Raw genomic sequence first — 11,414 nt, 5'->3', positions numbered from 1 at the left:
GCGCGGGGCGTCAGCCCTGGCACTGCTCGGCTTCGGTCTCGGCGCAGATGTCGCGGATGAGGTCGTAGTACGCGTCGTCCACCGGCTTGGTGGCGTAGAACACGCTGCGGAACGCGTCCGAGTCCGCGCTGTCGATGCCCGCCGCGATGATGTCGTCGATGGTGACCTCGCCGAGGGCGTCGACGAGCTGCGTCGCCAGGTCGTCCGGCAGCGACGACGAGTAGACGAGCGGAGCGCCCGGGACCATCGTCTCGGCGATGACCTTCACCGTGTCCGACTTCTCGACCTCGGAGTCCTCGGCGAAGCCGGCCTCGCATTCGACGCCCTCGCCGACCTTCTGCACGCTGACATCGTGCTTGCCCGCGAACACGGGGGTGATGTCGGTCTTCGGGTCGACGCCCGCCTCGATGAGGTTGTACGACGGGAAGAGGTAGCCGGAAGTGGACGAGGGGTCCACGAAGCACACCTTCTTGCCCGCGAAGTCCTCGAGGCTGGAGATGTCGCTGTCCACCGGCACGATCGCCTGCGAGTAGTAGCCGGGCTCCTGGCCTTCCTCGGTGACGATGGAGGAGATCGGGGTGAGCTTCGCGCCGTTGTTCGTCGCGGTGACGTAGGTGAACCCCGAGAACGAGGCGACGTCGACCTTGCCGGCGACGGCGGCCTCGATGAGCGCGGCGTAGTCGGTGGACTCGTGGTACTCGACGGTCTTGCCGGTGACCTCGGCGATGTAGTCCATGAGCGGCTGGTAGTTCGTCTCGGTGTCCACCGAGTCGGGGACGACGCCGAAGACGAGGGTGTTCTCGTCGACGGCGAATCCGCCGACCGACTGAGCGTCGGCGGAGGCGTCGGTGGCGTCGGCCGATCCGGAACAGCCGGCGAGGCCGAGCGCGAGGACCGCAGCGCCGGCGAGGGCAGGGAGAGCGCGGAGCTTCATGAGGACCTTTCAGGGTGGGAGGAGTGATCCAGGGACGACTCTCCCAGCCCCGCGGCCGAGATGTATACCTATCTCGGAAGAGTTCAGGCGGCGTTCACCCGGCATTCGCCTGGGTGAACGGCCACGCAACGCCCGCTGTGCGACGGCGTCGAACGAAGTAATGTGCCTATGTGGCCGAAGCTGTGTACACCCAGATCGCCGACGACCTCCGTGCGCGGATCGCCGACGGGACGCTCCGCCCCGGGGACGACGTGCCGACCGAAGCGGAGCTCGCGGAGCGCTGGCGCACGTCACGCGGTCCGATCCGCAACGCCCTGGCGGCCCTCCGCGCCGAAGGGCTGATCGAGACGGGCCGCGGCCGCCCCGCGCGCGTGGTGGCACGGAAGGCGAATCAGGCGGTGGACGTCTCGGTTCCCTTCACCCGGTGGGCGCGGGACCTCGGCGTCAGGCCGGGCGCGCAGACGCAGGAGCTCGGCCTGCGTCGCGCGGGAGACCTCGCCTCGGCCCTGGGCGTGGGACGCGACGACACGATCGTGAGCGTGGTCCGGCTGCGGCTTCTCGACGGTCGACCGACGATGCTGGAGCGCCTCGCGTACACCGAGGACGTCGGGCGCCGGCTGTTCGAGGTGGACCTCGATGAGGTGTCGATCACCGAGTACCTCGCCTCGGTCGGCCATCCCATCGTCACCCTGCAGCACGTGATCGACGCGGTCGCCGCCGACGACCAGGACGCCGCGCTCCTGCGTGTGCCGCGCGGAACCCCGATCCTCCGCCTCACCCGGACGTCGCGGGACGCCGAGGGGCGCATCTTCGAGGCATCGGAAGACCGCTACCTCAGCGAGGTGGTGCGCTTCACGGTGGCGGCATCCGGGATCTCGACGGACGGACACTACATGAGAGCGGTGGGCGGCTGAGCCCCGGAACAGATTCGCGACCGCGGGCGCGGGAGTTTAAGAAGCCAGAAAGATCGCGCCCGCGATCGCAGCGCTGGGGACGCTTTATCTGGGGAGCCTTCAGGATATGTCGGCACCGCGAGGCCGCTGAAGTGCCGAATGTCGAGACACTCGTAGACTTTCGTCTACGGTCTCAGGCCCGGATCACGGGCGTCGTCTCAGACTACGCGGGGCTCACACCACCGGCAACACGGCGGAGACGAGCCAATGCCCGTCCACCTCCCCGGCGCTGAACTCGCCGCTGGCGCCCATCACGCGCTCGGCCATCCGTCCGAGTCCGGTCCGGCTGGAGGAGAGCTCGCGACGCGGCGTCGTGGGCAGCGGGCTCCGCAGCGACAGGTGGGCCTTGTCGTCGTCCACGGCGAGACGGATCTCGACGGTGCCGGGGCCCGCGTACTTCAGGACGTTCGTCGCCGACTCGCGCACGATGCGCGCGAGCACGATCTCCACGGCCCGGGGGATGCGCTCGTCGCCGGGGTCGCCATCGAGGATGACCTCGTGCCCGGCCGCTTCGAACTCGGTCTGCGCCTCCTCGACCGCCGCGACGAGGTCGCCCGTCGGCATACCCGCGGCACGGGGGCCGTCGTCGGCGAGGTCGATCACGAAACGGAGGTCGGTCATGGCCTTCCGGGCGGCGACACGGATCGCCTCCCGGGAGCCATCGCTGGCGTCGGGGTCTTCGAGCATCTGCACGTGCAGCGACACCACCGTGAGGTGGTGCGCGATGCTGTCGTGCAACTCGCCGGCGATCCATCGTCGCTCGGCGAGGACGGCTTCCCGTTCCTGCTCCGCCGCAGCCTCCAGCTGACGCTCGAGTCTGCTGCCGCGGGCGAACGCCAATCGGAGGGCGAAGCCGACGGCACCCGCGACTGCGGCGAAGACGAGATAGAGGGCGACATTCACGCCGGAATCCGCATCGCCGAAGGCGACGATAGCGGCAGAGACGAGAAAGGCCCCCGTGTAGGACAGGATCAACGCGGTCCACCCGAGTCGCATGACCAGCCCGGCCGCGACAGCGGCGGCGGTCAAGACCTGGGATTCGGTTCCTGCCAGAAAAGAGAGGGCGAACACGACGCCGAGGGCGCATGTCGCGATGAGGGGTTTCCAGAGATAAAGGGCGAACACTGCCGACGACGCGATGCTCACCAGGACGGCCGCGGGATTCACACCCGGGGCGACGATGAGGCCGATGACGTCGACGGCGACGGTGATGGAGATGATCGCCAGAACGACGATGCGCTCGATGGCAGTGAGCTTCTCGCCTCGAACCAGTCGGAGCGAATCCGCGGAACCGCGAATCGAATGGTCGAAGGCCATGGTTCACTATCTCCTATTCGCCAGGTACTCTAGCGGACGAGACCAAAGAACTTGCCAACCTGCTGCCAGAAAGTCATTACATTCACCTCCGTTCCAGTGCCGTTTGTCGATGTCTGTATTCATCTTCTCGGCGGCGCGCGGAGCGCACATCTGGCGTTCGTCCAGACCTCGATAGCCAAAGGTCTACATCCTCAGAGCGCCCGCTTCACGCCGTTAGGCTTCCTCCATGCAGGAAATCCGCGTGGTGATCGTCGATGACGATCCTCTGGTCCGCTCGGCGCTGTCGCACTTCGTGTCGCGCGCGCCCGAGATCACGGTCGTGGCGCAGGCGGAGGACGGTGTGGAGGCCCTCACGACGGTCGAGCGCGAGAAGCCCGACGTCGTGATGATGGACGTCCAGATGCCGGAGATGAACGGCATCGAGGCGACTGCGGCGATCGCCGAACGGTGGCCCGACGTGCGCATCCTCGCCGTCACCACACTCGACGGCAGCGACACGGTGCTGCCCATGCTGAGCGCAGGCGCCTCCGGCTACCTGCTCAAGGACTCCAGCGCGGAGGAGATCGTCACGGGCGTGCGCGAGGTGTTCGCGGGAGCGAGCTCGCTGTCGCCCCGCATCGCGTCGATGCTCATCCGCCATGTGCGCGACTCCACTCCCACCGCGGCCGCGGAGACCCTCGAACCGCTCACCGAGCGCGAGGAGGAGGTGCTGCAGTGCCTCGCGAAGGGCATGTCCAATGCCGAGATCGCGAAGGCGCTCATCGTCTCGGAGGGAACCGTGAAGGCCCACCTCGGTCGCATGATGTCGAAGTGGCACCTGCGCGACCGCGTGCAGATCCTCGTCACGGCCGCCCACGCCGGCCTCGTCACCTTCCGGTGAGCCGCGGCCTCAGAGCGCGAGCAGCACGATCCCGGTGAGGACGACCAGCGAGGCGCCGATCCGCCAGCCGGGCCGGGACTCGCGCAGGACGAAGGCGCCGAACAGGCTCACGAGCACGACGCTGACCTCCCGCAGCGGCGCCACGAGCGCCACCGGAGCGATCTGGATGGCGGTCAGCACGAGGATGTAGGACAGCGGCGACAGGATGCCGAAGGCCAGGATGCGCCGCCACTGCGTGCGCCCCAGCGCCACGACCGCACCCCATCGTCCGCGCACCGCCACGGAATAGAACGGCACCTGCAGCAGCGTCGTCCCGACCATGAACGCCACGGGTGACAGCTCCCACTCCCGCACCGCGTGGGCGTCCCAGATCGTGTAGACCGCGATGGCCACGCCGGTGAGAGCACCGAACAGGAGGCCGGGGTCGATGCGGCGCCCGCTGCCCGCCGGACGGCGGTCGACGAACCCGATCGCGACCACACCGGCGATCACCGCGGCGACGCCGACGAGCGCCAGGGCCGAGGGGCGTTCGCCGAGCAGGAGCACGGCGACGATCACGGAGAGGAAGGGGCCGGTGCCGCGTGCCGTCGCATAGACGGTCGACAGGCTGCCCTCCCGGTAGCCGCGCTGCAGCACGGCCATGTAGGCGACGTGCAGGACCGCGGAGACGGAGACCCCAAGTGCGAACGAGCCGAGGTCGGCCGCACCGAGTCCGCCCGTGAACGGCACGGCCCCGATCCAGACGGCGGTGCTGGCGACCGCACCCCACCACAGGAACGGCGAGCCGGCGCGGCTGATGCCGTGCGCGATGACGTTCCAGGACGCGTGGGCGATCGCGGCGGCGAGGACGAGGACGAGAGCGACAGCGGACACGGCAGACCCTTCCCTCCGCCGCGGGCGCGACGAATCGGGTCCTCCGGGCTTTTGTCCTGTCAGATGACGGCCCTCCTGCGGAGGAGGACCGTGGCGCCGCTCGGACCAGACGGGTGCAGACCCCGGAACCCTAGGCGCTATCGCCACCACCCTATCCCCGACCGGGAGGGGCGCGGCGACCGGGCGCGACTACGCTCGAAGGACACCCTGCGCAGGAAGGTCATGCCATGCCCGTCACCCCGGACGCCCTCACCCACGCCGAAGACCTCGCCGACTTCGTCGCCGCATCCCCGTCGAGCTACCATGCCGCCGCCGAGACCGCCCGCCGTCTGGAGGAGGCCGGCTTCACACGGCTGGAGGAGGAGGACGCCTGGTCTGCGCAGCCCGGAGGCCGGTACCTCGTCGTCCGCGACGGCGCGACGATCGCATGGGTGGTGCCGGAGGACGCGACCGCCACGACGCCCGTGCACGTGTTCGGAGCGCACACCGACTCCCCCGGCTTCAAGCTCAAGCCGCAGCCCACCACCGGAGCCCGCGGCTGGCTGCAGGCCGCCGTCGAGGTGTACGGCGGTCCGCTGCTGAACTCCTGGCTCGACCGGGAGCTGCGCCTCGCCGGCCGGCTCGCCCTGGCCGACGGACGGGTCGTCCTCGCCGACACCGGAGCCCTGCTGCGCCTCCCCCAGCTCGCCATCCACCTCGATCGCGGGGTCAACAACGGCCTCGCGCTCGACAAGCAGACCGAGACGCAGCCGGTGTGGGGTCTGGGCGATCCGACCGAGGCCGATCTGCTGGCCGAGCTCGCCGACTCCGCCGGCGTGGACGCCGCAGAGATCCGCGGCTACGACGTCGTGGTCGCCGACGCCGCACCGGGCGCCGTGTTCGGCAAGGACGACGCGTTCTTCGCCTCCGGCCGGCTCGACGACCTCGCCTCGGTGCACGCGGGCGTCGTGGCCCTCGCGGCACACGCCCCCGTGGCGGGCGCGCCGATCGCGATCCTCGCCGCGTTCGATCACGAAGAGCTCGGTTCCGAGTCGCGCTCCGGCGCCGCAGGCCCCTTCCTCGAAGACGTTCTGGAGCGTCTCTACGCGGGGCTCGGCGCCGACGGCTCCGCCCGCCGCCAGGCGTACGCGTCGTCGTGGTGCCTGTCCAGCGACGTGGGGCACTCCGTGCACCCGAACTACATCGGCCGGCACGACCCCGTCGTGCAGCCCGTGCTCGGCTCCGGACCCATCCTCAAGCTCAACGCCAACCAGCGCTACGCGACCGATGCGGTCGGCGCCGCGTCCTGGCGGAACTGGTGCGATCGGGCCGAGGTCGTGACGCAGGAGTTCGTCTCGAACAACAGCGTGCCGTGCGGCTCGACGATCGGCCCGATCACCGCGACCCGGCTCGGCATCCGGACGGTCGACGTGGGCATCCCGATCCTCTCGATGCACTCCGCCCGCGAGCTCGCCGGGGTCTCGGACCTGCACGACCTGACCCGCGTGGCCGGGGCCTTCTTCGCCGGCTGAATCGGGCCGCGCGGAGTGCGCCCCCGGAGTGCCAGGATGTGAGGATGACCGACATCAGGCCGGCTCTCATCGAGCGTGCAGGCATCGAGATCATCCCCGAGTCCGAGCGGACCGCCCAGCCCCGCGACCTGTTCTGGCCGTGGTTCGCGGCGAACGTCTCGGTGTTCGGGATGTCGTACGGCTCGTTCGTGCTCGGCTTCGGCATCTCGTTCTGGCAGGCGACGGTGGTGTCGGTCGTCGGCATCGTCGTGTCGTTCCTGCTGTGCGGACTCATCGCGATCGCGGGCAAGCGGGGGTCGGCGCCGACGATGGTGCTCTCCCGGGCCGCGTTCGGCGTGCAGGGGCAGAAGGTGCCAGGGATCGTGTCCTGGCTCACGTCGATCGGGTGGGAGACGTTCCTCGCGATCATGGCCGTGCTCGCGACGGCGACCGTCATCACGCAGCTCGGCGGCGACGGCGACAGTCTGTGGCTGAAGATCCTCGCGACCGTGATCGTCGCCGCGCTGATCGTCGCCGCCTCCGTGCTCGGGTACCACACGATCATGCGGCTGCAGTCGGTGCTGACGTGGATCACCGGCGTCGTGACGATCGTCTACATCATCCTCGCCGCGCCGACCATCGACCTCGCCGCGGTGCTGGCCCGTCCTGACGGGGGCATCGGCCAGGTCGTCGGCGCGCTCGTGATGGCGATGACCGGATTCGGGCTGGGGTGGATCAACATCGCCGCGGACTGGTCGCGCTACCAGAAGCGCACCGCGTCCGACGGGGCGATCGTCGCCTGGAACACCATCGGCGGCTCGGTGGCACCGGTCATCCTCGTCGTCTTCGGTCTGCTGCTCGCGGGATCGGACGAGGAGCTCATGGTCGCGATCGCCGCCGATCCGATCGGCGCGCTGGCGAGCATCCTGCCCGTGTGGGTGCTCGTGCCGTTCCTGTTCACGGCCGTGCTCGCGCTCGTCTCCGGCGCAGTGCTCGGCATCTACTCCTCGGGCCTGACCCTGCTCAGCCTCGGCATCCGCATCCCGCGGCCGTCGGCGGCGGCGATCGACGGCGCGATCCTCACCGCGGGCACCATCTTCGTGGTCTTCTTCGCGACCGACTTCCTCGGCCCGTTCCAGAGCTTCCTCATCACCCTCGGCGTGCCGCTGGCCTCCTGGGCCGGCATCCTCATCGCCGACATCCTGCGTCGCCGGAAGGACTACGACGAGGCGGCCCTGTTCGACAGCCGCGGCCGCTACGGCGCCTGGGACTGGACCTCGATCGGCACCATGGTCGTCGCGAGCGTGATCGGGTGGGGCCTCGTCCTCAACGGCTTCGCGGACTCGGCGCCGTGGAACAACTGGCAGGGATACCTCCTGTTCCTCGTCGGCGGGACGGACGGGGACTGGGCGTACGCGAACCTCGGGGTGTTCGTGGCGCTCGTGCTCTCGTTCCTCGTGACCTGGTTCGCGCGGGCCGGGAAGATCCGGCGGCAGGAGTCGTGAGCCCTTCGACAGGCTCAGGGACCCAGGGGGCGGCAGGCTCAGGGACCCAGGGGGCGGCAGGCCGCGGGGCCGAGGAGGCGGCCGGTTCCGCAGACGAGAGCTGGCTCGTGGTGGTCGATCCGCAGGTGATCTTCGCGTCGCCCGACTCGGCCTGGGGCTCGCCGTTCTTCGCCGCCGCGATGACGAACATCCGGCGCCTCGCGGACGCCTTCGGCGAGCGCGTGCTCGTGACCCGGTGGCTGCCGACGGCCGACCGCTCGACCTCCTGGGGCGAGTACTTCGCCGCGTGGCCGTTCGCCGACCGCCCCGCTGACGACCCGTTGTACGCGCTGGTCCCCGAGGCGGAAGGCCTGTCGCCTCATCCCACCGTCGACCTCCCGACGTTCGGCAAGTGGGGTCCGGAGCTGGAGGCGATCGTGGGGCGCGGTGGTCGGATCGTGCTCGCAGGGGTGTCCACGGACTGCTGCGTCGTGTCCACCGCTCTCGCCGCCGCGGACGCCGGGGCACGCGTGACGCTCGTGGCGGATGCCTGCGCCGGCTCCACGGCCGAGAACCACTCCGCCGCCGTGCAGGTCATGTCCCTGTATCCCCCGCAGATCACCGTGACCGACACCGCCACCCTCCTCTCCCCCTGACCCCCTCCCCCGGGCCCGCATCCCGCGCCCGTGCCGGACGGAAATCGCACCTCCGCACACCGTTTCGCGCCCGTTCTCGATCCCGCACGCCGGCGAGCCCTCCCAGCGGGACGGATCCCGCACCTCGCGCGGGCCCACCGGGCACGTTTTCGATCCCGCACGGAGTCCCCGCCGCGGGACGCGAAATGCACCTCCGCCGCGCGACGGCGGTGCGTTATCGATCCGGCACCGTGGTGCGGCGTTCGGGCGGGACGGAAAGTGCACCTCGGCAGAGGCGGTGAGGAGCTTTATCGAACCTGACAGGGGCGAGCGTCAGGCGTAGGCGCGGACCGCGGCGGCGATGTCGGCGGGAGTTCCGCGCCACGGAGCACCATGGCCAGGAAGGACCCACTCGGCGTCGAGCGCCGCGAGGCGGTCGAGCGAGGCCAGGGCTTCCGCGGGCTCGTCGGTGAACGGGGCGGGTTGCGCGCCCTCCTCCCCCGTGAGCACATGCCGCGTGGTCAGGGCGTCGCCGACGAACACCGCGCCGACCGCCGGGACGTGCACCGCGATGCTCCCCGGCGAGTGCCCCGGAAGACCCACGACGACCGGGGCCCCGGGGAGGTCGAGCACGTCACCGTCCGCGACCTCGGAAACCTCGGTGACGTAGCGCGTGCGGTGCGCACTCTTGCGGAGGCCGTAGGCGAGGAACCCGAGCATGGGACCGATCCGGGAAGGACCCATCGGGGTCTTCGGCTTCTCCCCGGTACGCACGCGGTGTGCATCGGCGCCGTGGATGTACACCGGAACGCCGGACTCGCGACGCAGTCGTTCCGCGAATCCGATGTGGTCGCTGTCGCCGTGGGTCAGCACGAGTCCGCGGATGTCGGACAGCGGGCGGCCGATCACGGCGAGCTCCCGCTGAAGGTCATGCCAGTGCCCGGGCAACCCGGCGTCGACGAGGGTGATGCCCTCGGGCAGGTCGATGAGGTACGAGGCGACGATGTCGTTGCCGAGGCGGTGGAGGTGAGGGGCGAGCTTCATGATGATCCTCTCGGGCGATTGCGATGGCTACGTTACGTAGCTATCATGGCTACTGTCAATAGCCATCGAGGAGGATCCATGCCCACCCCCGAACGCACGTCGATCGATGCCATCGTCGCGGCCGGCCAGGAGATCATCGAGGCCGACGGTCCTGCGGGGCTCACGATGCAGGCGGTCGCGGAGCGTGTCGGCGTGCGGGCCCCCTCCCTCTACAAGCGCGTGCGCGATCGTGAGGCGTTGCGAGTCGCGGTCGCCACGGCATCCGTCGATGCCCTCGCGACCCAGCTCGAGGCGGCCGGCGACGACCTCTCCACGCTCGCCCGGACCTATCGCGCCTTCGCTCATGCGCATCCGGAGGGTTTCCGCCTCATGTTCAACGCCGCGGTCTCCCGCGAGGCCCTGGAACGCTCCGCCGCCCCCGTCATCCGCGCCTGCGCCACCGCGGTCGGCGAGACGGACGCTCTCGACGCCGCGCGTCTCTTCACCGCCTGGGCCACCGGATTCCTGCAGATGGAACTGTCCGGGGCGTTCCGACTCGGGGGTGACGTCGACCGCGCCTTCGAGTACGGCCTCCGGCGTCTCCTCGCGAGCCTCGCCGGGTGAGGACGCTCGTCATTCCCGGTCCATGACGGCGGATGCTGGCACACTGAGGCCGTGGAAGACTCCCGCAGCACCGCCGGAACCGTGGCCGCGAAGACCGGTCGGACGCCCTGGCGTCGCACGAAGATCGCCGTGGGCACCCTCGCCGCGGTCGCCGCCGTCGTCGCGATCGTCGGCGCGCTCACCCCGTGGCCGTCCGCGATGATCATCCGCTCCGTGTTCACGAAGGGCGGCGACGAGACCGCCGCCGAGATGACCAAGCATGTCCCGGACACCGCCCTCGACGAGCGGAAGGATGTCGCCTACGGTGACGCCGGCGCGGACACGACGATGGACGTCTTCCGCCCCGCTTCCGCCGACGGCGCACTGCCGACCGTGGTGTGGATCCACGGAGGCGCCTGGATCTCGGGCTCGAAGGAGGACGTCGATCCGTACCTCCGCATCCTCGCCGCGGAGGGCTACACGACCATCGGCGTGAACTACACCCGCGGACCCGAGGGCGTGTATCCGCTCGCCGTCCACCAGCTCGACGAGGCCCTCGCCTACATCGACGCGCACGCGGCGGAACTGGGCGTCGATCCGCGCCGCATCGTGCTCGCAGGAGACTCCGCCGGGGCCCAGCTCGCCAGCCAGATGGCGACACTCATCACGAATCCGGACTACGCGGAGATCCTCGGCATCCGCCCGTCGATCCGCGCCGATCAGCTCGTCGCCACCGTGTTGAACTGCGGCGTCTACGACCTCGCCGCACTGGCAGAACTCGACGGGGTCGCCGGATGGGGCTTCAAGTCGGCGATGTGGGCGTACTCCGGCACGAAGACCTGGGCGGAGGACTCGACAGGCGCCACGATGTCGACCGTCGATTGGGTCACGGCCGACTTCCCCGCGACCTACATCTCCGGCGGCAACGGCGACGGGCTCACCTGGCTCCAGTCGATCCCGATGTCGAAGCGGCTCCAGGAGCTCGGGGTCGACGTGACGCCGGTGTTCTGGCCCGCGCCGCACGAGCCGGAGCTGCCGCACGAGTACCAGTTCCACCTCGATCTCTCCGAGGCCCGGAAGGCGCTCGCGGACACCATCGCCTTCCTCGACGCGCACACCCGCTGACCCGGCCCCTTTCGTCCGACCTCGGCTCCGACACGGATGCACGAGCCGGGCACGGGTGCACGACCGAACCCTCCGGATACCCGTGCCACCGTCGCCG

General features: G+C 70.1%; 11 protein-coding genes. 7 read left to right on the top strand and 4 right to left on the bottom strand.

The window, feature by feature from the left end:
• Positions 1-10 precede the first annotated feature (10 nt).
• Complete coding sequence (locus ACFU8V_RS13795; RefSeq protein WP_378872135.1) at positions 11-934, bottom strand: phosphate/phosphite/phosphonate ABC transporter substrate-binding protein; 924 nt, start codon at positions 932-934, stop codon at positions 11-13.
• 170 nt (positions 935-1,104) lie between these two features.
• Here ACFU8V_RS13795 and ACFU8V_RS13790 point away from each other — a divergent pair, with 170 nt between their 5' ends.
• Complete coding sequence (locus tag ACFU8V_RS13790; RefSeq protein ID WP_378872132.1) at positions 1,105-1,848, top strand: GntR family transcriptional regulator; 744 nt, start codon at positions 1,105-1,107, stop codon at positions 1,846-1,848.
• Positions 1,849-2,061: 213 nt separating this feature from the next.
• On the opposite strand, the gene ACFU8V_RS13785 is transcribed toward ACFU8V_RS13790, so the two are convergent.
• On the bottom strand, positions 2,062-3,204 hold the full coding sequence (locus tag ACFU8V_RS13785; RefSeq protein ID WP_378872129.1) for a sensor histidine kinase: 1,143 nt from the start codon (positions 3,202-3,204) through the stop codon (positions 2,062-2,064).
• A gap of 226 nt (positions 3,205-3,430) precedes the next feature.
• Here ACFU8V_RS13785 and ACFU8V_RS13780 point away from each other — a divergent pair, with 226 nt between their 5' ends.
• A complete protein-coding gene (locus ACFU8V_RS13780; protein WP_231729504.1) occupies positions 3,431-4,084 on the top strand; it encodes a response regulator transcription factor in 654 nt (217 codons plus the stop codon).
• Positions 4,085-4,093: 9 nt separating this feature from the next.
• On the opposite strand, the gene ACFU8V_RS13775 is transcribed toward ACFU8V_RS13780, so the two are convergent.
• A complete protein-coding gene (locus ACFU8V_RS13775) occupies positions 4,094-4,957 on the bottom strand; it encodes an EamA family transporter (protein ID WP_025102501.1) in 864 nt (287 codons plus the stop codon).
• Between the two features lie 227 nt (positions 4,958-5,184).
• On the opposite strand from ACFU8V_RS13775, the gene ACFU8V_RS13770 reads away from it, so the two are divergent.
• The 3 genes from ACFU8V_RS13770 (at position 5,185) to ACFU8V_RS13760 (ending at position 8,587) form a co-directional block, all read left to right on the top strand.
• Complete coding sequence (locus ACFU8V_RS13770; protein WP_378872126.1) at positions 5,185-6,468, top strand: M18 family aminopeptidase; 1,284 nt, start codon at positions 5,185-5,187, stop codon at positions 6,466-6,468.
• Positions 6,469-6,512: 44 nt separating this feature from the next.
• On the top strand, positions 6,513-7,952 hold the full coding sequence (locus tag ACFU8V_RS13765; protein WP_378872124.1) for a purine-cytosine permease family protein: 1,440 nt from the start codon (positions 6,513-6,515) through the stop codon (positions 7,950-7,952).
• A gap of 107 nt (positions 7,953-8,059) precedes the next feature.
• A complete protein-coding gene (locus ACFU8V_RS13760; protein ID WP_249521683.1) occupies positions 8,060-8,587 on the top strand; it encodes a cysteine hydrolase in 528 nt (175 codons plus the stop codon).
• A 312-nt stretch (positions 8,588-8,899) separates the two neighbouring features.
• Here ACFU8V_RS13760 and ACFU8V_RS13755 read toward each other — a convergent pair whose 3' ends face one another.
• Positions 8,900-9,610: an MBL fold metallo-hydrolase gene (locus ACFU8V_RS13755; protein WP_378872122.1), complete on the bottom strand. Its 711-nt coding sequence runs from the start codon at positions 9,608-9,610 to the stop codon at positions 8,900-8,902.
• A gap of 78 nt (positions 9,611-9,688) precedes the next feature.
• Here ACFU8V_RS13755 and ACFU8V_RS13750 point away from each other — a divergent pair, with 78 nt between their 5' ends.
• Together ACFU8V_RS13750 and ACFU8V_RS13745 are read left to right on the top strand one after the other, a co-directional pair.
• Complete coding sequence (locus ACFU8V_RS13750; RefSeq protein ID WP_025102506.1) at positions 9,689-10,213, top strand: TetR/AcrR family transcriptional regulator; 525 nt, start codon at positions 9,689-9,691, stop codon at positions 10,211-10,213.
• A 51-nt stretch (positions 10,214-10,264) separates the two neighbouring features.
• Entirely contained in the window at positions 10,265-11,317 is a 1,053-nt protein-coding gene (locus tag ACFU8V_RS13745) for an alpha/beta hydrolase (RefSeq protein WP_378872119.1), read from the top strand.
• Positions 11,318-11,414 lie beyond the last annotated feature (97 nt).

Source organism: Microbacterium sp. NPDC057658 (assembly GCF_042799975.1).
Taxonomy (GTDB): Bacteria; Actinomycetota; Actinomycetes; order Actinomycetales; family Microbacteriaceae; genus Microbacterium.
The sequence above is the reverse complement of the archived record's forward strand: the minus strand, read 5'-3'. Positions and strand labels throughout refer to the sequence as shown.